20 protein-coding genes are annotated in these 20,382 nt (G+C 71.3%); 11 read left to right on the top strand and 9 right to left on the bottom strand.

From position 1 onward, the window contains the following. Window positions 1–44 precede the first annotated feature (44 nt). Window positions 45–1,361, bottom strand: coding sequence for a cyanophycinase (locus ACSJD1_RS06590; RefSeq protein ID WP_438854513.1), 1,317 nt, complete (start codon window positions 1,359–1,361; stop codon window positions 45–47). Window positions 1,362–1,587: 226 nt separating this feature from the next. Between ACSJD1_RS06590 and ACSJD1_RS06585 the strand changes: the two genes are divergently transcribed. The 5 genes from ACSJD1_RS06585 to ACSJD1_RS06565 all read left to right on the top strand — a co-directional run bounded on the left by ACSJD1_RS06585 (window position 1,588) and on the right by ACSJD1_RS06565 (window position 6,523). Beyond that, window positions 1,588–2,553, top strand: coding sequence for an ABC transporter substrate-binding protein (locus ACSJD1_RS06585; protein WP_438854512.1), 966 nt, complete (start codon window positions 1,588–1,590; stop codon window positions 2,551–2,553). Between the two features lie 136 nt (window positions 2,554–2,689). Further along, on the top strand, window positions 2,690–3,598 hold the full coding sequence (locus tag ACSJD1_RS06580) for an amino acid ABC transporter permease (protein WP_438854511.1): 909 nt from the start codon (window positions 2,690–2,692) through the stop codon (window positions 3,596–3,598). A 50-nt stretch (window positions 3,599–3,648) separates the two neighbouring features. After that, window positions 3,649–4,401, top strand: coding sequence for an amino acid ABC transporter ATP-binding protein (locus tag ACSJD1_RS06575; protein WP_438854562.1), 753 nt, complete (start codon window positions 3,649–3,651; stop codon window positions 4,399–4,401). Next, window positions 4,401–5,627 (top strand): M20 family metallopeptidase, encoded by a 1,227-nt coding sequence (locus ACSJD1_RS06570; RefSeq protein WP_438854510.1) that lies wholly within the window; start codon window positions 4,401–4,403, stop codon window positions 5,625–5,627. Before ACSJD1_RS06575 ends, ACSJD1_RS06570 begins: the two co-directional genes overlap by 1 nt. Window positions 5,628–5,647: 20 nt before the next feature. Then, window positions 5,648–6,523: a MurR/RpiR family transcriptional regulator gene (locus ACSJD1_RS06565; RefSeq protein WP_438854509.1), complete on the top strand. Its 876-nt coding sequence runs from the start codon at window positions 5,648–5,650 to the stop codon at window positions 6,521–6,523. Window positions 6,524–6,630: 107 nt separating this feature from the next. Here ACSJD1_RS06565 and ACSJD1_RS06560 read toward each other — a convergent pair whose 3' ends face one another. Together ACSJD1_RS06560 and ACSJD1_RS06555 are read right to left on the bottom strand one after the other, a co-directional pair. Next, window positions 6,631–8,187, bottom strand: a complete 1,557-nt coding sequence (locus ACSJD1_RS06560; RefSeq protein WP_438854508.1) for an adenylate/guanylate cyclase domain-containing protein — start codon at window positions 8,185–8,187, stop codon at window positions 6,631–6,633. 76 nt (window positions 8,188–8,263) lie between these two features. Beyond that, entirely contained in the window at window positions 8,264–8,431 is a 168-nt protein-coding gene (locus tag ACSJD1_RS06555; protein WP_438854507.1) for a hypothetical protein, read from the bottom strand. Window positions 8,432–8,739: 308 nt separating this feature from the next. Between ACSJD1_RS06555 and ACSJD1_RS06550 the strand changes: the two genes are divergently transcribed. Then, a complete protein-coding gene (locus tag ACSJD1_RS06550) occupies window positions 8,740–9,786 on the top strand; it encodes a TerC family protein (protein ID WP_438854506.1) in 1,047 nt (348 codons plus the stop codon). A 126-nt stretch (window positions 9,787–9,912) separates the two neighbouring features. Here ACSJD1_RS06550 and ACSJD1_RS06545 read toward each other — a convergent pair whose 3' ends face one another. Together ACSJD1_RS06545 and ACSJD1_RS06540 are read right to left on the bottom strand one after the other, a co-directional pair. After that, window positions 9,913–10,320: a VOC family protein gene (locus tag ACSJD1_RS06545; RefSeq protein WP_438854505.1), complete on the bottom strand. Its 408-nt coding sequence runs from the start codon at window positions 10,318–10,320 to the stop codon at window positions 9,913–9,915. 163 nt (window positions 10,321–10,483) lie between these two features. After that, window positions 10,484–11,182, bottom strand: coding sequence for a hypothetical protein (locus ACSJD1_RS06540; RefSeq protein WP_438854504.1), 699 nt, complete (start codon window positions 11,180–11,182; stop codon window positions 10,484–10,486). Window positions 11,183–11,347: 165 nt separating this feature from the next. Here ACSJD1_RS06540 and ACSJD1_RS06535 point away from each other — a divergent pair, with 165 nt between their 5' ends. Together ACSJD1_RS06535 and ACSJD1_RS06530 are read left to right on the top strand one after the other, a co-directional pair. Continuing rightward, window positions 11,348–11,935 carry a VOC family protein gene (locus ACSJD1_RS06535; RefSeq protein WP_438854503.1) on the top strand — a complete coding sequence of 196 codons (588 nt, stop codon included), beginning with the start codon at window positions 11,348–11,350 and terminating at the stop codon, window positions 11,933–11,935. A gap of 168 nt (window positions 11,936–12,103) precedes the next feature. Further along, the gene (locus ACSJD1_RS06530) at window positions 12,104–12,892 is read left to right on the top strand and encodes a Pr6Pr family membrane protein (RefSeq protein WP_438854502.1); all 789 of its coding nucleotides are present in this window, start codon (window positions 12,104–12,106) and stop codon (window positions 12,890–12,892) included. Between the two features lie 111 nt (window positions 12,893–13,003). Here ACSJD1_RS06530 and ACSJD1_RS06525 read toward each other — a convergent pair whose 3' ends face one another. Next, on the bottom strand, window positions 13,004–14,764 hold the full coding sequence (locus tag ACSJD1_RS06525) for an L-aspartate oxidase (RefSeq protein WP_438854501.1): 1,761 nt from the start codon (window positions 14,762–14,764) through the stop codon (window positions 13,004–13,006). 93 nt (window positions 14,765–14,857) lie between these two features. Here ACSJD1_RS06525 and ACSJD1_RS06520 point away from each other — a divergent pair, with 93 nt between their 5' ends. Next, entirely contained in the window at window positions 14,858–15,781 is a 924-nt protein-coding gene (locus ACSJD1_RS06520; RefSeq protein ID WP_438854500.1) for a LysR family transcriptional regulator, read from the top strand. 23 nt (window positions 15,782–15,804) lie between these two features. On the opposite strand, the gene ACSJD1_RS06515 is transcribed toward ACSJD1_RS06520, so the two are convergent. Continuing rightward, window positions 15,805–16,131, bottom strand: coding sequence for a hypothetical protein (locus ACSJD1_RS06515; protein ID WP_438854499.1), 327 nt, complete (start codon window positions 16,129–16,131; stop codon window positions 15,805–15,807). 199 nt (window positions 16,132–16,330) lie between these two features. Between ACSJD1_RS06515 and ACSJD1_RS06510 the strand changes: the two genes are divergently transcribed. Beyond that, a complete protein-coding gene (locus tag ACSJD1_RS06510; protein WP_438854498.1) occupies window positions 16,331–17,176 on the top strand; it encodes an aldo/keto reductase in 846 nt (281 codons plus the stop codon). A 23-nt stretch (window positions 17,177–17,199) separates the two neighbouring features. On the opposite strand, the gene ACSJD1_RS06505 is transcribed toward ACSJD1_RS06510, so the two are convergent. Both ACSJD1_RS06505 and ACSJD1_RS06500 read right to left on the bottom strand, forming a co-directional pair. After that, on the bottom strand, window positions 17,200–18,177 hold the full coding sequence (locus ACSJD1_RS06505; protein WP_438854497.1) for a zinc-binding dehydrogenase: 978 nt from the start codon (window positions 18,175–18,177) through the stop codon (window positions 17,200–17,202). A gap of 65 nt (window positions 18,178–18,242) precedes the next feature. Beyond that, window positions 18,243–18,710 carry a MarR family winged helix-turn-helix transcriptional regulator gene (locus ACSJD1_RS06500; RefSeq protein ID WP_438854496.1) on the bottom strand — a complete coding sequence of 156 codons (468 nt, stop codon included), beginning with the start codon at window positions 18,708–18,710 and terminating at the stop codon, window positions 18,243–18,245. 303 nt (window positions 18,711–19,013) lie between these two features. Between ACSJD1_RS06500 and ACSJD1_RS06495 the strand changes: the two genes are divergently transcribed. After that, window positions 19,014–20,372: a pyridoxal phosphate-dependent decarboxylase family protein gene (locus ACSJD1_RS06495; RefSeq protein WP_438854495.1), complete on the top strand. Its 1,359-nt coding sequence runs from the start codon at window positions 19,014–19,016 to the stop codon at window positions 20,370–20,372. Window positions 20,373–20,382: the final 10 nt, after the last annotated feature.

The following is a 20,382-nucleotide window of genomic DNA, read 5'->3' as shown; positions in this document are numbered from 1 at the left end:
GGGCGACGGATGGCTCGCGCCATCCGCCGCCCGTGAGGCCCGCGTCAGTGCGAGTGTGCGACCGTTTCGATGCGCAGGTCGAGCCGCGCGAACGAGACGTTCCCGCCCGGCGTCGTCCACGCCCGCGTCTGCGGCTCGCGGGTCAGGATGGTGCGGAACTGCGGGTCGACCTCGAAGCTGGTCCCGCTCCCGGTGCGCGCGCTCGACGCGACGGTGTCGCGGGCCAGGTCGCGCAGCGAGTACATGCCGCCGTCGCCTGCGAGCGAGTCCCAGACGTCGCTGCGCTCGGCCACCGGGGCGGAGGTCGGCCGTACGGCCGCCGACCCGTCCGCCGCCGCGACCAGGCCGCGCTTCAGGTTGATCGAGTCGCCCGCGGTCGCGTAGCTCCAGCGGACGCCCTCGACGCCGCCATCCGTCTCGACCGCGCCGCTCAGGTCGAGCAGCGAGGCTCCGTGCTCGCCGATGACCCGGCCGACGCCGGTGCTGCGGTCGAGCACGACGGCGGTGGTCTCGTCGACGCCGAGCACCAGGTCGTGGCCCGTCTCGAGGCCCAGCTTGACGGCACGGCCCTGTCGGCCCCACGTGGCGAAGTGGCTGTCGATCTGCACGCCCTCGACGAAGCCGAAACCACCGTAGGGGACGTAGGCGAGTTCGGCGGGGTCGTCGAGGTAGCCGGGCGTCGCGCCATCCCGCCACGCTTCGTACGATTCGCCGCCGGTGACCATGTCGGAGCCCTGCTGGATGGTCAGTCCAGCGCTCACGCCCGCGACCACGCCGCGGTCGGCTGCACGGCGCAGCGCGGTGAGCACCGGGGTGTCGGCGCAGGTCGTGACGGCCTCGTCGGGCGCCGGCTCGCAGTCCAGGAGGGTGCGGACGTAGCGCATCTGGTCCCCGCCGCCGAAGAAGACGCCCGTGGCCGTGTCGATCTCGGCGACGACCGCGGGGTCGTCGGCTCGATCCGGCCGGTACTCGTCGCCGGGGTAGTCGTCCGCTCCGTCGACGGGCACGGCGTACGTCTCGGCCCCGTACTGCTGGAAGAGGTCCGAGTAGTACAGGCCGTTCGCGGCGGCGTTGTTCAACGACGGGTCGGCCGCCTGCTCGGGCGTCCGCGCCGGGCGCGCCGCAGCGGTCACGATCGCGATGCGCGCCTTCGCCGGGCCGGCGCCGTCGGGGTCGGCGAGGTCGACGATCGACCGCAGGATCTCGGCGTTCTCGTCGAGGTTGCCGCCGATCAGGACGGCGTGCGGGTTCGCGGCTCGCTGCGCCGGAGCGGCCGCGGCCGGCGCGGCGGCCGCGGGCGACGCGGCGAGCACGAGTGCGGCGGCCGCACAGGTCGCGAGTGCGGAAGAAAGGGTTCGCACGATTGCCTCCTTGGAATGTGCGTTACAGAAATGGCTCAGGAGATCGTCACGCTAACGCACGCTACGGAATTCCGAAAGAGGCTTCATCGGGCCCTGTCATGATGTGCGGGCGCGATCGAGGTTCGGACCGCTTCGTTACAGAATGAAAAAGTTCTGGCGATTTCGGAACGGATGTTACATACTCGTCCTGCACCGATCCCACCGCAGCGATCAGAAGGACCAGACCATGAAGATGTCACCCCCCGCTCGCACGGCCATCGTGGCCGCCTCGCTCTCGGGCGCCCTGCTCCTCGCCGGATGCACCGGCACCGGCTCCGGCGGCTCCGACAGCGCCGCCGCCGCCGAGGCCGTCGAGGTCGCCGGCATCGAGATCTCCGTCGACGAGTCCGCCGCCGCGCTCCTCCCCGCCGACATCGCGGATGCCGGCTCGGTCAAGGTCGCGACCGACGCACCGTACGCGCCGTTCGAGATGTTCCTGGAGGAAGGTTCCGACGAGCTCACCGGCGTCGACGTCGACCTCGGCCACGCGATCGGGGCCAAGCTCGGCATCGACTTCGAGTTCGAGCAGCAGGCGTTCGACGGCATCATCCCGGCGCTGCAGGCCGGGAACTTCGACGTCACCATCACGGCGATGACCTCGAGCGTGGAGCGCATGGAGGTGCTCACCTTCGTCGACTACTCGGCATCGGGCACCGGCATCCTCACCACGGCCGGCAACCCCGAGGGCATCGAGGGCTTCCTCGACCTGTGCGGCGAGGATGTCGCCGTCCAGGCCGCGACCAGCCAGGTCGATCTCGTGAACCAGGTCTGGCAGGGCGAGTGCGAGGCCGAGGGCCTCGACCCGATCAAGCTGAGCGAGTTCCCGTCCGACGCCGACGCGCAGCTCGCGATCACGAGCGGCAAGGCCGTCGCGTCGCTCCTGACCAAGCCGAGCGCCGGGTACGTCGCCAAGACGACGAACGACGGCGGCACGTTCGAGGTGGTCGAGGACCCCGAGGCGCCGAACGGCTACGATGCGACCCTCAACGGCATCGGCGTGCTGAAGGCGAACGAGGAGCTCGCGGAGGCGATCCGGGCCGCGCTGCAGTCCCTCATCGACGACGGCACGTACGAGGCCATCCTCGACCAGTACGGCGTCACCGGCATCGGCATCGACGAGGCCACGATCAACGGCGCCGCCGACGCCGATTGAGCCCCGCGGGCCCTCAGCGAACGGCTCTCACCGAACAGGAAGCACCGAACCCCTCACCGCACCGCAGCGGTCATCCCCGGCGGGGCCCGCGGGGCCGCGCACCCCCGCGGGCGCCCGCCCGGGCCCGATCGAGGCCGTGCCCGTACGCCACCCCGGACGCTGGGTCGCCGCCGTCCTCGTCCTCGTCTTCGGCATCGGGGCCATCGCCTCGATCCTGCAGAACCCGAACCTCGACCTCCCGACGGTCGGCGAGTACCTCTTCAAGCCGCTCACGATCAACGGCGTGCTCATCACCATCTGGCTGACGATTGCCTCGATGGTCATGGGCGTGTTCGGCGGCATCGTGGTCGCCGTCATGCGGCTCTCGGCCAATCCCGTCCTCTCGGTGGCCGCGATGCTGTTCATCTGGGTCTTCCGCGGCACGCCGCTCCTGCTCCAGCTCATCTTCTGGGGCTTCATCGGCGCCTTCATCCCGAAGATCGTGATCGGGATCCCGTTCACCTCCGTCGAGTTCTGGTCGTTCACGACGAGCGACCTCATCCCCGCGACCGTCGCCGCGCTCCTCGCCCTCGGCCTCAACGAGATGGCCTACGCCGCCGAGATCGTGCGCGCCGGCATCCAGTCCGTCGACCACGGGCAGACCGAGGCCGCTCACTCCCTCGGGATGTCCCCGGCGAAGACGCTGCGGCGCGTGGTGCTGCCCCAGGCCATGCGCGTCATCATCCCGCCCATGGGCAACGAGACCATCACGATGCTGAAGAGCACCTCGCTCGTCGCGATCGTGGCCGGCGACGACCTCATGTCGAACATCCGCGAGGCCTACACGCAGAACTACAAGATCATCCCGCTGCTCATCGTCGCCGCGATCTGGTACCTCGCGCTCACCTCGATCCTCTCGATCCCGCAGATGTGGCTCGAACGCCGCTACGGCCGCGGCTTCACCGGTGCTCGCCCCACCATCGGGTCCCGGGTCGCCACGATCACGCAGAGCATCGCGTTGCCGACCCGAGCGGCGCGCGCCTCGAAGAAGGGAGCGGCACGATGACCGCCACGATCCCGCAGGCCGCCCCCGCGGCATCCGTCGCCGACCGGCCCATGGTCGAGGCCGTCGACGTGCACAAGCGCTTCGGCAACCTCGAGGTGCTGAAGGGCATCACCATGTCGGTCGAGCGCGGTCAGGTCGTCTGCCTGCTCGGGCCGTCCGGATCCGGCAAGTCGACGTTCCTCCGCTGCATCAACCACCTCGAGCAGATCGACGCCGGCATGATCCGCGTCGCCGGCGAGACCGTCGGCTACCGCGAACGCAACGGCCGCCTGTACGAGCTCCGCGAGAAGGAGGTCGCCGCGCAGCGCCGCAAGGTCGGCATGGTGTTCCAGCGCTTCAACCTCTTCCCGCACATGACCGCGCTCGAGAACGTCATCGAGGCGCCGACGCAGGTCGCCCGTCGATCGAGGGCGGATGCGACGGCGCAGGCGCGTCGGCTGCTCGCCCAGGTCGGACTCGCCGACAAGGCCGACACCTACCCGGCCCAGCTCTCGGGCGGCCAGCAGCAGCGCGTCGCCATCGCCCGCGCGCTGGCGATGGAGCCCGAGGTCATGCTGTTCGACGAGCCGACCTCCGCGCTCGACCCCGAGCTGGTCGGTGACGTGCTCGACGTCATGCGCGGCCTCGCGGAGTCGGGGATGACGATGATCGTGGTCACCCACGAGATCGGCTTCGCGCGCGAGGTCGGCGACGTGGCGGTGTTCATGGACGGCGGCGTCGTCGTCGAGGCCGGCGACCCCGCCCAGGTGCTCGGCGACCCCCGGGAGGAGCGCACCCGCGCCTTCCTGTCGAAGGTGCTCTAGTGGCGACGGGCACCACCGGCACCTCAGCTCGCACGTCCGTCGCCGTGCCGCCGACCCCGGCGGAGCTGCTCGACGCCGCACGCGCACTCGACGCCGGGTTCCGGGGCGACCTCGCCGCGGTCGTCGGGATCGACTCGGGCTCGCACGATGTCGCGGGCGTGACCCGCGCGGCCGAGTGGGCCGCGGGCGCGCTGCGACGGGACGGCTTCGACGTCGAGTCGATCCCGACCCCGGAGCGCGACGGGCGACGCTACGGTCCCGTCGTCGTCGGCCGCCGACGCGGCTCGGGGCGGGCGCGAATCGTCCTGTTCGCTCACCTCGACACGGTCTTCGCCCCCGGGACCGCGGCGGCGCGTCCGTTCCGGATCGAGGGCTCGATCGCGACCGGCCCCGGCGTCTGCGACGACGGCGCGGGCGTCGCCGCTGCGCTGTCGTCGGCGCGCGTGCTCGACCGGCTTGGCTACGCGGGCTTCGGCGAACTCGTCGTCGTGTTCACACCCGACGAGGAGGTCGGCTCGCCCGCGAGCCGCGAGATCCTCGCCGACGTCGTCCGCGGTGCGGATGCGGCGCTCTGCCTCGAGTGCGCCAGGGAGAACGGCGACCTGGTCGGCGCCCGCAAGGGCGTCGCCGACGTGCTGGTCACCGTGACGGGGAGGGCCGCTCACTCCGGCGTCGAGCCGGAGCGCGGCGTGAACGCCGCGGTCGAAGCCGCCCGGCTGCTGCTCGACATGCAGGCGCTGAACGGGTCGGCCGCCGGCGTCACGGTGAACGTGGGTCGAGTCGAATCCGGGACGCGCGCGAACATCGTCCCGGAGACCGCTCGGCTGCACCTCGAGGTCCGATCGACCGGGCTCGCGGAGCTCGTCGACACGCTCGACGCCATCGATGCGCGCGCCCGCCGGCCGTTCGTCGACGGAGCGAGCATCGACGTCGAACGACTCGACGTGTGCCCGCCCCTCGAGCGATGCGCGACCGACGGACTCGCGGCGCTCGCCGTGGCGGTCGGCCGCGCCATCTCCCTCGACGTCGACGTGGCCGCGACCGGCGGAGCATCCGACGCGAACTTCGTCGCCGCCCTCGGCGTGCCGACCCTCGACGGCCTCGGGCCGGTCGGCGGCGGGGACCACGGCGTCGACGAATGGCTGGATCTCGGGAGCGCGCCGGAGCGGATCGCGCTCCTCGCCGGTCTCGTCGTCGCGATCGCCGAGGGCGGACCGCTACGGTGAGCACGGTGAAGGAGGTGGAGGTGTCGCCTGAGGACGCATCGGTGCCGATGGCCGAGGCCATCCGCCGCGGCATGGCGGACTGCAGCCCCGCCGAGCGCAAGGTGGCTCGGGTCCTGCTGTCGTCCTACCCGTCCGCCGGCTTCGAGACCGTCGCGAAGCTCGCGGCCCGGGCTGGGGTGAGCGGCCCGACCGTGCTGCGCTTCGCGAACCGCCTCGGCTATCGCGGGTTCCCGGACTTCCAGCAGGCGCTCCGCGACGACCTCGACGAGCGGTCCGCGTCGCCGATCGAACTCTACGATCGGCAACACCTCGATGCTTCCGACGGCCCCGTCCCCGGGCTTCGGCGTGCGGCGTCGATCATGGCCGACACCCTCGGGCGGACGTTCGACACCCTCGTCCCGGGGGAGTTCGAGCGGGCCGTGGACCTGCTCTGCGCGCCGAGGAACCGCGTCATCGTGGCAGGCGGCCGGTTCAGCGGATTGCTGGCGCGGCTGCTCGCCCAGCACCTCCAGCTGATCCGCCCCGGGGTGACCGCGCTGCCCGAACACGACGCCGGCCGCATCGAGGCGATGGCGGGGCTCCGCCGAGGCGACGTGGTCGTGCTCTTCGACTATCGCCGCTACGAGGAGCCGACCCGCCGCCTCGCCGCGGCCGCACGCGAGCGGAAGGCCTCGGTCGTGCTGTTCACGGATGCCTGGCTCTCGCCGATCGCCGGTGAGGCCGACGTCGTGCTCCCGAGCGAGACCGACTCGCCGTCGCCCGCCTTCGATGCGATGACGCCGGTGCTGGCGATCGTCGAAGCCCTGATCGCCGAGTGCGCGGAGCGGCTCGGCACCGCGGCGACGGACCGGATGCGGGAGGTCGAGGGCGCCGGGCGGGAGCTCGGCCTGTACTAGGCGGAGCGTGCCGGGGAACCCATGGGTGGCCCGATCACGCTCGGTGCGGCGCCGGCGCCGGTCGTAGCCGTCGCGCTCGGGCTCGCCTCGTCACGCCGACGCCCGGTTCACTCCGAGACGGCGTAGGCGGTCACGGGCTCTCGCTTGCCCTTGATCCGCACGTCCGTCAGCGCCGTGGCGCGCACACCCCGCATCCCGTCGAGCGCGTCGTACGTCGCAGAGCTCACGAGGATGGGCGCTCCGGCATCCTTCGTCGTGTCCTCGAGGCGGGCGGCGAGGTTCACCGTGTCGCCCATCACCGTGTACTCGATCCGCTCCCGGCCGCCGATGTTGCCGGCGATGGCCGGTCCGGTCGCGATGCCGATGCCCGACTCCAGGTTCGGCAGGCGGTCGACGGTCTCCGCCGCGTTGAACGACGCCAGGGCGCGCCGCATGCCGAACGCCGCCCTCAGCGCCCGGTCGGCGTGATCGGGCATGGGGTTCAGCGGCGTGCCGAACACCGCGAGGATCGAGTCCCCGCCGAAGCGCGTCACCACGCCGCCGTGCTCGACGACGACCGCCACCATCGCCGTCATGTACCGGTTGATCACGTCGACGAGTCGGTCGGGTGGCATCCGCTCGCTCAGGGTCGTGAAATCGCGGATGTCGGAGAAGAGCACCGAGCAGTCGACGAGCGTGCCGCCCAGGCCGGCTCCGGACTCCACCGCCGCCTGCGCGACCTCGGTGCTCACGTAGAGTCCGAACAGCTCGCGGACCCGCTCGCCCTGGCGGAGCCCGGCGGTCATGGCGTTGAACCGCTCGCCCAGGTATCCGAGCTCGTCGTTCGTGGTCACCATCACCCGCGCGTCGAGGTCGCCCTCCTCCACGCGACGCATCCCCGCCTGCAGGGCATCCAGCGGCTCGACGATCGCTCGCGCGACGAGGACCGCCGTGACCACCCCGGTCACGAGGCCCACCCCGAGGATGAACAGCTGCACGAGCACGAGGTTGTCGACGATCGCCTGCGGGTTCTCGGCATCGAGCACGGCGCGCGTGCGCGCCAGCGACAGGATGACGAGCAGGGTCGGCGTGAGCCCGCCGATGAGGAGGAACGCCAGCAGCAGGCGCCGACGCACGAGGAGCCGGAACGCGCGGACGGCGCTCAGGTCGCCGTCGGGGAAGAACGTGGGGACCTGCCGTCGCCAGATCAGGTCGGTGCCGAAGTAGACGATCGTCGTGCCGACCGCGCCGCCGATCGCGACCCCGACGAAGTTGCCCGGGTCCGCGTACGCGATAGCGAAGAACACGGCCACGACGATGGTTCCGGCGGCGACGAGCGATGCCACGACGAGCGGCCACGTCAGCACCAGGCGGGCGACCCTCGGCGGCAACTCAGAGGCCGGTGTTCCGGCCTCCATCAACCGCAGCCACGTGCGGATGGGTCGGCCCAGCCAGACGACCGCCGCGATCGCACCGATCAGGATCAGCGCGCCCACGATCGCGAACGTCAGGATGCCGCCGGTGTCGAGCGCGCGCACGGCCGCGTCGTCGACCGGCACCGGATCGATGAGCGAGAAGTACAGGAAGACGACCAGCGCGCCGAAGGTGGTCGCGCTTGAGATGAGGATGGCGACGCGGCGCGAGATCTCCCGAGACGACGCGGGTGGCGCGCTCGCGGCGGCCACGGATCGATGCTGATCGGTCATGGCGCTCCCCGTTCGGCTCAGCCTGCGGTCCCTGCGGAAGCAGGGGATCGTTCGCCTACTCGGGCAGGTGCAGGGCCGTATCGCCGAGGACCACCGCAGCGACGGCGAGGATCAGCCCCGCGGCGGTGACCAGTCCCGCCATGACGAGTACCAGCGCGGTTCCGATCAAGGTGGCCTTCGACTCCCTGCGCAGGGAACCGGGGGCCGGCGTGGTCGAGGTCATGGGTGCGCTCCTTCGGCTCGGCGATGAGTTCGGGGTCGTGGCTCGATCATCGCAGACCCGGGCCCGTCGAGCACCGTGGGGCGGGCTTGGAGAACACTCCGAGAACGGCGTGAGGATGCCGCGGCCGCTGGCGCCGCGAGCCATCCGTCTGATGTCCTGATCTGCAGGAGGGGAGTAGTCCCCGCAGGATGCGTCGTCATTCCGGGTCCGCCATCGGGCCCCGGCGCATCCGGGCCGCGTCGGCCGAACCGCCGCGCGACGCTCGGACGAGACCTCCGGTTGCCATCGGATGACAACTGGAGGACACCTTGGACATCCCCCTGTACGCCTGGTTCGCCGTGCTCGGCGCGATCCTCGTGATGCTCGCGATCGACCTGGTCGCGCACCGTCACGCCCACGCGATCGGGGTGCGCGAAGCACTCGGCTGGTCGATCGCCTGGGTGCTCTCGGGCGTCACGTTCGGCGTGGTCGTCTGGAACGCCTGGGGCGCCGAAGCCGGGCAGCAGTACTTCGCCGGATACCTCATCGAGAAGTCGCTCGCCGTCGACAACGTGTTCGTGTGGGCGATCATCTTCGCGTCGTTCGCCGTGCCGCGCGAATACCAGCACCGGGTGCTCTTCCTCGGCGTGCTCGGCGCGCTGCTGTTCCGCGGCGTCTTCATCGCGGCCGGCGCCGTGCTGATCGAGAACTTCTCCTGGATCCTGTACGTGTTCGCGGCGTTCCTGATCGTGACCGGCATCCAGATGATCCGGACGCGCAACGAGCACGTGCACCCCGAGCGGTCCCGCACGCTGAGGCTGTTCCGTCGCCTCGTGCCGATGACGGACGCCTACCACGGGCAGCGATTCCTCGTCCGGAAGGCGGGGATGGTCGTCGCCACCCCACTCCTGGCCGTGCTCGTGCTCGTCGAGGTGACGGACATCGTCTTCGCCGTGGACTCGATCCCCGCGATCTTCGCCGTCACGAGCGAACCGTTCCTCGTGTTCACTGCGAACGCCTTCGCCCTCCTCGGCCTGCGCGCCATGTACTTCCTGCTCGCCGACCTCATCCACCGGTTCCGCTACCTCAAGATCGGCCTCGCGGCGGTGATGGTCTGGGTGGGCGTGAAGATGGCCCTGCTCGACATCGTGAAGATCCCCACCACGCTCTCGCTCGCGGTCGTGGCGATCATCATCGGCGTCGCGATCGGCGCGTCGCTCTACGCGACGCGCGGGCAGGGGCGCCACGAGGTCGACGCGACCGCGGCGGGGACGTTCCGGATGGCGACGCCGGAGGAGCTGGCGGAGGCGGAGCCGGTCTTCTCCCGAGCCGGACGAAGGACTCGTGCCGCTCACGACCATGATCTACGGTCGTGAACTCGTACGCCGTGACGAGTCCGGACTCGCCCGGCCATCCGCGTCTCGGCGCCGTCGCGGATCGGGGCGAGGGTGCGAACCGATTCCGTCCGCTGTGCGGTCGGGTCAGTCCGCCGTGCGGTCGGGTCAGTCCGCCGCGGCGTCGCGGGGCGGGTTGACCATGAACTCGAGGCGGATGCCGTTCTCGTCCTCGATGAACGAGGCGTAGTAGCGGTCGTTGAAGCGCGGGAACGGCTTCGGTCCGCTGACCACCGTCCACCCGGCATCGATCGCGATCGCGTGCAGGCGGTCGACCTCGGCGCGCGAGGCGACGGGGAAGGCGAGGTGCTGCCATCCGACCCGTCCGTGGCGGTGCGGACCGGTGCCCGGTTCACGGGCGGGGAAGAGGATCAGCTCCTCCTCGCCGAGATGCCAGGAGACGCCGTTGTCGGCATCCTGCCGGGCGCAGCCGAGCGCCCGCATCACGGGGTCGAACTGCGCGATCGAGCGGGGAAGGTCGTCGACGGTCACGCCGATGTGGTCGAAGAGGGGCACCGGGACATCCTATGGACGCGTGCGTTCCGCCGACGGCGATCGGGGTGCGGGCACGCCGGAACGACCGACCACGGGTGCGACCGGCCGTTCACGTCGGTGAAGCGACGGGCTTCAGCCCCGCCCGACGGCGCGAATGCGACGCTCGTCACTTCGGCGCGATCGCTCAGCCGTTCGCCGGGCCGATGTCCACCGCCAGGAACGAGCCCTTCAGCTTCTCGTACTCCTCGGCCGCCTCGGCGCCTGCCGGGCAGAAGATCCCGATCCACAGCCCGCCGCCCGCCGAACGGAACATCCGGGCCGAACTGAGGTACGACGTCCCGTCGGCGGTGTAGCCCCAGAGCGTGCGCATCGGAAGGGTGGAACCGTCGTCGCTGAGGCGCGGGACGACATCGTCGTACGCGTTGGCGGCGACATCCTCACGAGACGCTCCCTCGAACGTCGCGAAGAGGTAGTCATCGCTGAGCGTGCGATCGTCCCTGGTGTAGTCGAGGTCGCCGACCGAACCCTGGTAGAAGAGGATGTCGCACTGGTTCGATGTGTCGGCGACCGACCAGCTGCCGTTGCCGTCATCCGGGCTCTTCTCCACGAACGAGTCGTCGAAGCCGGTGAGCCACTGGATCCGCCAGGCCTCGGGGCTGAGGTCCTCCTGCGTCTCGAAGGAGACGTCCTCCGGTCCGCGGAACGCGGGTGCCGTTTCCTCCGTCTCGATCCGCTCCGCGGCTGCGCTCTCGCGCACCGCGTCGTCGGCCCCGGGAGGGTCGCTGGGCGGGGCCTCGGACGAGGTGCCGCTGCACCCGGTCAGGAGGAGCATCCCCCAGGCGATCAGGATCATTCCCGCGTTCCGAGCCGCAACGGTGCTCATGGCCGCAGATTAGACCTCAGCGATCTGCGGTCGCTGGCCCCCGTCGGAGGGCAATTCGCAAACGCGGTCGACGACTCGGCCGAGGCGCGCATCGTGCCGTCAGCTGGCGACGCGCCGGTCGGTTCGCCGCGGCGGTCCTATGATGACGCTGAGGGGAGGCGGGCGATGGCCGATCCCGTGGGCGACATCATCGGGGACTACGCGGCGTTCACCGCGCGTCAGCGCGACCGGCTGCTCGCGCGAGGGATCGACATCACGCCGTACGAGCTGGGCCACCTCGCGTTCCGGCTGCCGGAGTGGGACCAGTACGTCCACGTGCGGACCCTGCTCGAGCGCCATGCCACCGCCAACGTCGAGGGTGTCTGGAACGGGCGGCCGATGTCGATGCTCCTGCTCGCGGAACCCCTCCGCGTGCTCGACGGCAAGACGATCCCGCTCATCGAGCTCATCCCGCCGGTGCACCAACGCGTCTACAAGATGGGCATGGAGCACTTCGGCGTGGTGGTCGGCGAGGAAGCCGACGAGTTCTCCCGCCGCCACCGGGCGGTGCTGACCGGGCAGCAGTTCCAGAACGAGTGGAACGAGCCGACCTACGTCCTGTTCGAGGACTTCACGCACGTGAAGTTCCATCAGCGCCCGCTGCGCGAGGTCGTCGAGCTGCAGGGCGCGACGTTCGACGGCATCCATCACGTCGAGGGCTGGGTCCCGCAGCGACTCGTCACCGCGACCGGCCCGAACCCGTTGCCGCGCTGACCCGCGCCGCGTCGGCGTTGCGCGGGTGTCTTTGGAGCTTCCCCACAGCGAAAGACACCAGCGGTCGAGATTTCCTCAATCTTCGCGCCAGACTTCCGATGGCTGAGTGCTGCGGGGCACTACAACTCGCTCAACCCGAACTCGTCGCAGTGCAACTGGGGGGTTCTCATGCGTTGGGTATGGTTCAGGGTCGCCGCCGCGATGGTCGCGGGTTCAGGCGTCCTCGCCGGACTGCTGGTCAACATCGATCGCGCGCTGCGCGACGGCCAGGATCTCGGCCTCGTGCTGGCGAATTACTTCAGCATGTTCACGATCGTCTCGTCGATCCTCAGCGTGGTCGTCTTGTCGATCGCGGCGCATTGGATGCGCCGGCATCGCGGGACCTCGCCGGAGCCGGTCGGCATCGCGCTGGCGATCGCCGCGGTCACCGGCCCGGTGATCCTCCTCGGCGTCGTGTTCAACGTGCTGCTGCGCGGGGACCCGCCCGCCATCGCCGCGACCGACCCGCTCTGGGTCGCGAACCTGGACTCGTGGGCGACGGAGACGCTGCACGTGGTGCTCCCGCTCTACTTCGTGCTCGACCTGCTGTTCGCGTCGCGGCGCCGGGGGCTCCGCTGGTCGTCGCTCGCGGTGATCATCAGCTACCCGCTCGTCTGGACGACCTACACGCTGCTGCGCGGCGAACTCGTGCCGAACCCCGACGGCAGCGCGCCGTGGTGGTACCCGTACGGGTTCCTCGACCCGCACGTCGCCGGCTACGGCTCGTCGTTCGCGTACATCGGAGGAATCCTCTTCGCGTTCCTGCTGCTCGGCGTCGCGATCATCGGCATCGGCCGGTATCGCGAGCGCCACGCCGCGGCCCACGACGGACTGGCGTCGCAGCTCGTCGCCCTTCCCCGGTTGATCCTCGATCGCATCCGGTCCGGGCGTCGCCCGTCCGGGCCCTCGGTGGGGTGACCGTCCGAAGCAGCCGGGCATCGGGCCGGGATCAGGGGAGGGCGTCGGGTGGACCCGGCGCCCTCCCCGTGCGGAGCACGGCTGAGACGCGGCCGGCACTGACCGGTACGGCTACTCGACGAGCTTGCCGACGGTCGACACCTCGCGCTCCATGAGTGCCGCGATCTCGCCGGGGATCGGCGGGATCGACTCGCGCGTCACGCCCGTGGACGGTGACCAGACGAGGTTCACCTGCAGCGCGGCATCCGTCTCGGGGAAGTCGGAGCGGTTGTGGCATCCGCGGGTCTCGCGTCGTTCGAGCGCGGCCTCCAGGGTCGCGCGGGCGGCGAGCGCCGCCGACTTGAGGTCGAAGGCGTGGGCGAGGTCCTGGTAGCCGGCGAGGTCGGGGTGCACGCCGATGTCGGCCATGCGGGCCTCGATGGCGTCGAGCTCGGCGAGGCCGGTGAGCAGGCCCTGCTCGTCGCGGACGACGCCGGCGTGCTCGGTCATGGTGTTCCGGATGGCGCGCTGCAGGGCTCGGACGTTCTCGGGGCCATCCGCTGCCAGCAGGTCGTCGATCTCGGCGCGCGCAGTGTCGACGGCCGCCGCCGACCGCCGCTGCGCGGTGAGACCGCGCGAGTACTCCGCCGCGGCCTGGCCGACGATGCGGCCGAACACGAGCAGCTCGATGAGCGAGTTGCCGCCGAGTCGGTTGGCGCCGTGCAGTCCCGAGGAGGCCTCGCCGATCGCGTAGAGGCCGGGCACGTCGGTGCCGTGGTCGTCGGGGCGCACCCAGACGCCGCCCATCGAGTAGTGCGCGGTGGGCGCGATCTCGATGGGCTCCTTCGTGATGTCGCGCATCTGGAGCTCGAGCATGGTCTGGTAGACGCGGGGAAGGCGCCGCATGATCGTCTCGCGGGGGAGGTGCGAGACATCCAGCCAGACACCGCCATCAGCGGTGCCGCGGCCCTCCTTGATCTCGGTGTAGGCGGCGAGGGCGACGCGGTCGCGCGTCGAGAGCTCCATGCGCTCCGGGTCGTACTTGGCCATGAAGCGCTCGCCGAGGGCGTTGGTGAGGATGCCGCCCTCGCCGCGGGCCGCCTCGCTGATGAGCGTGCCGGCCGCGTTCTCGGGCTCGAGGATGCCGGACGGATGGAACTGCACGAGCTCGGGGTCGCGCACCCGGCCGCCCGCCTCGACGGCGAGGCGCCACGAGTCGCCCGTGTTCTCGTCGCGGCGTGACGAGGTGCGCCGCCAGATGCGGTTGTGGCCGCCCGCGGCGAGGATCACGGCGTCGGCGTGGATGAGGTAGCGGGTGCCGTCCTCGAGGTCGAAGCCGTAGGCGCCGAAGACCGCGCCGTCGTCGTTCACCAGGATGCGCGTGACGTAGACGGTGTCGAGGATCGGCACGCCGAGCTGTGCGGCGCGGTTGACGAGCGTGCGCTGGATCTCGAGGCCCGTGTAATCGCCCGCGAACGCGGTGCGTCGGAAGGTGTGCGCGCCGAAGAAGCGCTGGGAGATGCGGCCGTCCTCCTCGCGGGCGAACGGCATGCCGTAGCGCTCGAGGTCCTGGATGCCGCGGGCCGCCCCCTTCGTCACGGTCTCGACGGTGCGCGGGTCGGCGAGCAGGTAGCTCTCCTTCAGGGTGTCGGCGGCGTGCTGCTGCCAGCTGTCGTCGGCGTCCATCGTGCCGAGGGCCGCGTTGATGCCGCCGGCCGCGAGCGAGGTGTGCGCATCGGACTTCGCGCGCTTGCCCAGTGCGAGCACGTCGACGCCGGCCTCGGCGAGCTCGATGGCGGCGCGCAGGCCCGACCCGCCCGTGCCAATGACGAGGACGGTGGTGGAGATCTGGCGCTCGGAAGCGGTGCTGCGTGCGGTGCCTGGGGTGGTCATGCGCTCCACGGTAGGTTCGCATGACCAATGCGTCCAATGCATCTTTCATGTCATCGCAATGCACTTCGGCTATCGTCGGTGTACGCTGCCGCCATGAACCTCGAACAGCTGCGGTCCTTCGTCGAGGTCGCGCGGTTCGGCAACTTCACTCGCGCCGCCGAGGAGCTCTACCTCGCCCAGCCCTCGCTCAGCCGCCAGATCGCCGCGCTCGAGCAGGACCTCGGTGCCGAGCTCTTCCACCGGGCCCGCGGCGGATCGACCCTCACGGTCGCGGGGGAGTCGCTGCTGCCCCTGGCCCGCCGCATGCTCGCCGACGCCGAGTCGGTGCGGCGCGAGCTCGCCGAGCTCGCCGGCCTCGAACGCGGTCGCGTGCGCCTCGGCGCCACCCCGACCCTCTGCATCAGCCTCGTCGCCGAGGTGCTCAGCGCGTTCCACGCCGATCATCCGGCGATCGAGCTCCACCTCTCGGAGGAGGGCTCCCGACGCCTGCTCGACGAACTCGCCGGCGGCGAGCTCGACCTCGCGCTCGTGACGACGACGGATGCCACGGCCCCCAGTCGATTCACCGTGACGCCGCTGCTCGTCGAGGAGCTCGTCGTCGTGTCATCCGCCGCCGCACCGGCGGTGACCCACCGCGACACGATCTCGCTCGCCGAGGTCGCGCGGCTGCCGCAGATCGTCTTCAGCTCGACCTACGACCTGCGGGCGGCGACGGATGCGGCCTTCCGCGCCGCATCGCTCGAACCCGAGGTCGTGCTCGAGGGGGCCGAGATGGACGCCGTGCTGCGATTCGTCGAGCGCGGGCTCGGCATAGCGATCGTGCCCGCCCTCGTGCTCATCGACCGGCCGGGGCTGCAGGCGGTGCGACTCGCCGAGCGCGCGCTCGACCGGACGATCAGCCTGGCGATGCCTGCGGACGTCGCGCCGACCGCGGCCGTCGAGGTCATGCGGCGGACGATCGCGGCCGAAGCGACGGCATTCGCGGCGCGCGCGGGCGAGACGATGCGGGTGGCCTGAGCGAGCGAGACCGGGTTCGCCGGTCACATACCCGGGATCTCGATCGCCTCGAGCACCTCGATCGTGCCGATCTTCAGGTGCGGGTGGCCGTCCATGAGGGCGACGGCTGCGTCGGCGTCCGCCGCCTCGACGAGCGAGTAGCCGGCGACGTCCGACGACGACGCGGAGGCGCCGGACGCGCCGACGGCCCGGCCGTTGCCGACCGGCGATCCGAAGTCGGCGAGGGCATCGCCGACCCTGCCGGCCCAGGTCATCCACTCCTGCATCTCGGCCTGACCCTCTTCGGGCGACTGCTGCATCTGCTCTTCCGCGCTCACGTCGGCCCGGTACAGCACGAGGTACTTCGCCATCTCCTCTTCCCTTCGACGGGAGGGCGGTGCCGACCTCGTGACGAGCTCGGACGCGCGCCATCGAGCCAGACAGTACTCCGGTGATCGCGTTGCCGCAGCACCTGTCGGGCCGCGTGGACACGTCGGCGGAGCGGCTGCCCCGCGTCGCCGGATCGCGGTAGGTTACGGGCGTGGCGTCCGCATCGCAGCGAGGCATCGGATGACGGGGTTCGCGTTGCCGGCTCCGGGCATCGTGCTCGGCGTCGCCTCCCTGGTGCTCAAGGAGGGCGCCACGATCGACGGGGCCCTCGCCGTGGTGCGAGCAGCGGTCGACGCCGGCGTGGCCGCCATCGACACGGCCCGTGCCTACGCCACGGTCGACGACGATGCGGCGGGGGAGCGGATCGCGCAGGCCGCCCGCCTGCAGTCGCCGGGCATCCCGATCATCACCAAGGCCGGGCACTTCCGGCTCGGCCGGGCCGCCTGGGATTCCGACACGAGCGCGGAGCGCGTCCGGGCCGATGCGATGCGCAGCCGCGAGGTGCTCGGAGCGCCGCCGTCGCTGCTGCTGCTCCATCGCACCGACCGGGTCGACGACCTCGACGCGTCCGTGCACGAGCTCGCGGCGCTTCGCGACGAGGGGGTCGTGCAGGCGATCGGCCTGTCGAACGCGACCGTCGAGCAGCTCGACCGAGCCCGTTCGATGACGACGCTCGACGCCGTCGAGAACCGGTTCGCGCTGGGCATCGACGAGGCCGTCGAGTACCGCTACTGCCGTGACGCCGGCATCCCGTTCCTCGCCTACGCGCCGTTCGGCGGACCGAAGGCCGACCCGCTCGCGACGCACGTGCCCCACGTCGCCGCGATCGCACGTGGTCGGGGCGTCTCGGTGCACCGCGCGGCGCTCGCGGCGATGCTCGACGCGATGCCCGGCGCCTGGCCGGTCATCGGCTCCACGCGCATCGACTCGGTCGTCGACTCGCTCGCGGCGGTCGACCTCGCGGTCGACGACGAGCTGCGCGCGGCGTTCGCCGATGACCTCCGGGCGCGCGGGGTCGCGGTGTAGCGTCGCCGCGGTCGCGCCGTCGGCTACGGCCGCAGGAGCACCTTTCCGACCCGGCCGGCGGTCGTGCTGGCCTCGACGGCCTCCGCGATGTCGTCGAACGCGTACGTGCCGGCGACGGGCAGGGTCAGCTCGCCGGAGAGCACGTGCCCCATGAGCTCGCCGAAGAGCATCGACCGCGTGTCGGCGTCCATGTCGCGGCTCACGCGGCTGCCCCAGAAACCCCGGATGGTCAGCTGCTTGAAGATCACGTCGCCGGACGGGATGCGCATGTCGGGCGAGTGCATCGCCCCGAACACCACGAGCGTGCCCTGGTCGCCGAGCAGCGAGACCACGTCGGCCGACGCGTCACCGCCCACGGAGTCCACGCCCGCGACGATCGGCGCACCGCCGGTGAGGGCGGCGACCTCGTCGCGCCATCCGTCGGAGTCGGTCGACACCACGTTCGCGATGCCCTGCTCGCGGAGCTCGGCGACGCCCTCGGCCCGCCGGACGAGCCCGATGACGTTGATCCCGCGCGCTGCGCCGATCTGCGCGACCATGCGGCCCACCGCGCCGTTCGCGGCGTTCTGCACCATCCAGTCGCCGGGCTCCAGGTCGAGCGAGTGCAGCAGGCTGACCGCGCTGAACGGCATCGAGACGAGCTGCGCCGCCGCCTCGTCAGGGAGGCCGTCCGGAACGGGGATGAGCCCGGCGGCGCCGGCGACGAAGTACTCGGCCCAGACGCCGAACGTGCCGCCGGTGACGACGCGCTGGCCGACCTGGAGCCCGGTCACGCCGTCGCCGAGGGCATCCACGACGCCGACGGCCTCGGTGCCCGCGGCGGCGGGGAGCTCGGGCTTGAAGCCGTAGGTGCCGCGGACGGTCCACAGGTCGTGGTTGTGGATCGTCGTCAGCAGGGTGCGGACGCGGACCTGGCCGGGTCCGGGCTCGGGGAGCGGCCGCTCCTCGACCGCGAGCACGGTCTCGGGGGCGCCGAAGGTGGAGTGGATGAGGGCGCGCATGTGGCGGCTCCTTTCGTTTCGCGTTCGCCGGCCGCCGAGGGGCGGCCGAGGTCTGGTGAGCCGGCTCAGCCGCCGGCTGGTGAGGTCGCGTCGGCCGTGTGCGCGGATGCCGCGGCCGCGTGCATCGACGCCGTGACGCCCTGCAGCGTGCGGATGAGCGACTCCGCGTCGCCCTCGCGCACGCCGGCCGCCTCGGCGATCCGGGCGGGGAGGTGCGCCAGCTCGGCGCGCAGCGCGGTCCCGCGCTCGCCGATGGCCACCGTGACCACCCGCTCGTCGGCGGAGCTCCGGGCCCGTACGACCAGCTCGGACTGCTCCATGCGGCGCAGCAGCGGCGAGAGCGTGCCCGAATCGAGCTCGAGCAGGTCGCCGAGTGTCGAGACGGTCTGTTCGCCCTCGCGCCAGAGCGCGACGAGCACCAGGTACTGCGGGTAGGTCAGGCCCCAGGGCTCGAGCAGCGTGCGGTAGAGCTGCGTCGTCGCCCGCGAGGCGGCGTACAGCGAGAAGCACACCATCTCATCCGTCACGACCATCCGAGAAGGATTGCACACAATTCAATTGGGCGCAATTCAAAGCAGAACGATCCGCGTCCGGGCCGTTCGAGGTCGAGGGACGTCTGCGATCCGGCCGGCGGCGGGCTTCGGGGTCGAGCGGGCAGCGAGCCCTGGCCGGCGCATATCTGCGCGCACTGACCGATCGAAGCACGATACATGCGCAGCGCGGCGGATTCATGAGAAGGATTTGCGTCTAGGGCGTCGCGTACGCACACTGGTCCGAGCCCGCCCATCGAATGGAGGATCATGTCCGGCCGAGTCGTCCCGTCGTCCGCTGCCTCGATGCATGAGGTGTCGGCGCACACCTCAGGTCTCGTGGAGCTCGTGCTCCGATACGCCCGCGATCGGATCCTGTCGAGCGAGACCCCGCTCGACAAGCCCGTCGCGCCAGACGACCTCGCCCGGCGGGCTGGCCGGAGCATCGACGAGCACGGCATCGGCGCCGAACGTGCGCTCGACCGGTTCGAGCACGTGCTCGCGCCGGCGTGCATCACCACCGACCATCCGCAGTACCTCTCGTTCATCCCGACCGCGCCCACGAAGGCCGCGATCGCGTTCGACCTCGTGGTCTCGGCGAGCGCCCTCTACGGCGGATCGTGGCTGGAGGGCGCGGGCGCCGTCTACGCGGAGAACGAGGTGCTGTCCTGGCTCGCCGGGGAGTTCGGGCTGCCGCAGACCGCGGGTGGCGTCTTCGTGCAGGGCGGCACCCTCGGCAACCTCTCGGCGCTGGTCGCGGCGCGGGAGCACGCGCGCGCGACGCTCGCGCGCGCGGGTGGGCCCGCCCCGGAGCGCTGGAGGGTCGTGTGCAGTGCCGAGGCGCACTCGTCGATCGCATCGGCGGCGCGCGTGATGGATGTCGACGTCGTCACGGTCGACCCGGGGGAGAACGGGATGCTCCGCGGCGACGCGGTGCGGTCGGCGCTCGAGCAGCACGGAGCCTCCGTCTTCGCGGTCGTCGCGACCGCCGGGTCGACGAACTTCGGCATCGTCGACGACCTCGCCTCGATCGCGGCCCTGAAGGACGAGTTCGACGTGTGGCTCCACGTCGACGGGGCGTACGGCCTGGCGGGCATCCTCGCGCCCGAGGCACGCCACCGCTTCGCCGGCGTCGAGCGGGCCGACTCGGTGATCGTCGACCCGCACAAGTGGCTCTTCGCGCCGTTCGACGCGTGCGCGCTGATCTACCGCGACCCAGAGGCCGGCCGCCGGGCGCACACGCAGCACGCCGAGTACCTCGACACGCTCACCGAGACGAGCGAGTGGAGCCCGTCGGACTACGCCGCCCACCTCACGCGCCGCGCGCGCGGACTGCCGCTCTGGTTCTCGCTCGCGACGCACGGCGCCGCCGTCTACCGCGAGGCGGTCGCGGCATCGATCAGGCTGGCACACGACATCGCCCGCGAGATCGAGCGCCGCGACGGCTTCCGGCTCGTGCGCGAACCGCAGCTCTCGGTCGTGGTCTTCGAGCGCGACGGCTGGACCAAGGCGGACTACGCGAGGTGGTCGGCGCGGCTCCTCGACGAGCAGCACGCCTTCGTCACGCCGAGTTCGCACGCCGGGCGCTCGAACACGCGCTTCGCGATCGTCAACCCGCTGACGACGTTCGAGCAGCTCACGGCCATCCTCGACACCATGGAGTGAGGGGTCCGCG

Source organism: Agromyces excoecariae (genome assembly GCF_051715505.1).
Classification (GTDB): Bacteria; Actinomycetota; Actinomycetes; order Actinomycetales; family Microbacteriaceae; genus Agromyces.
Note: the sequence above shows the minus strand (reverse complement) of the source record. Positions and strands in the feature narration are given on the sequence as shown.

Coding starts and splice junctions, on each gene's coding strand:
- ACSJD1_RS06585 (WP_438854512.1), top strand. CDS start 1,588: ATGAAGATGTCACCCCCCGCTCGCACGGCCATCGTGGCCGCCTCGCTC.
- ACSJD1_RS06575 (WP_438854562.1), top strand. CDS start 3,649: ATGGTCGAGGCCGTCGACGTGCACAAGCGCTTCGGCAACCTCGAGGTG.
- ACSJD1_RS06555 (WP_438854507.1), bottom strand. CDS start 8,431: ATGACCTCGACCACGCCGGCCCCCGGTTCCCTGCGCAGGGAGTCGAAG.
- ACSJD1_RS06540 (WP_438854504.1), bottom strand. CDS start 11,182: ATGAGCACCGTTGCGGCTCGGAACGCGGGAATGATCCTGATCGCCTGG.
- ACSJD1_RS06535 (WP_438854503.1), top strand. CDS start 11,348: ATGGCCGATCCCGTGGGCGACATCATCGGGGACTACGCGGCGTTCACC.
- ACSJD1_RS06530 (WP_438854502.1), top strand. CDS start 12,104: ATGCGTTGGGTATGGTTCAGGGTCGCCGCCGCGATGGTCGCGGGTTCA.
- ACSJD1_RS06525 (WP_438854501.1), bottom strand. CDS start 14,764: ATGACCACCCCAGGCACCGCACGCAGCACCGCTTCCGAGCGCCAGATC.
- ACSJD1_RS06520 (WP_438854500.1), top strand. CDS start 14,858: ATGAACCTCGAACAGCTGCGGTCCTTCGTCGAGGTCGCGCGGTTCGGC.
- ACSJD1_RS06515 (WP_438854499.1), bottom strand. CDS start 16,131: ATGGCGAAGTACCTCGTGCTGTACCGGGCCGACGTGAGCGCGGAAGAG.
- ACSJD1_RS06510 (WP_438854498.1), top strand. CDS start 16,331: ATGACGGGGTTCGCGTTGCCGGCTCCGGGCATCGTGCTCGGCGTCGCC.
- ACSJD1_RS06505 (WP_438854497.1), bottom strand. CDS start 18,177: ATGCGCGCCCTCATCCACTCCACCTTCGGCGCCCCCGAGACCGTGCTC.
- ACSJD1_RS06500 (WP_438854496.1), bottom strand. CDS start 18,710: ATGGTCGTGACGGATGAGATGGTGTGCTTCTCGCTGTACGCCGCCTCG.
- ACSJD1_RS06495 (WP_438854495.1), top strand. CDS start 19,014: ATGCATGAGGTGTCGGCGCACACCTCAGGTCTCGTGGAGCTCGTGCTC.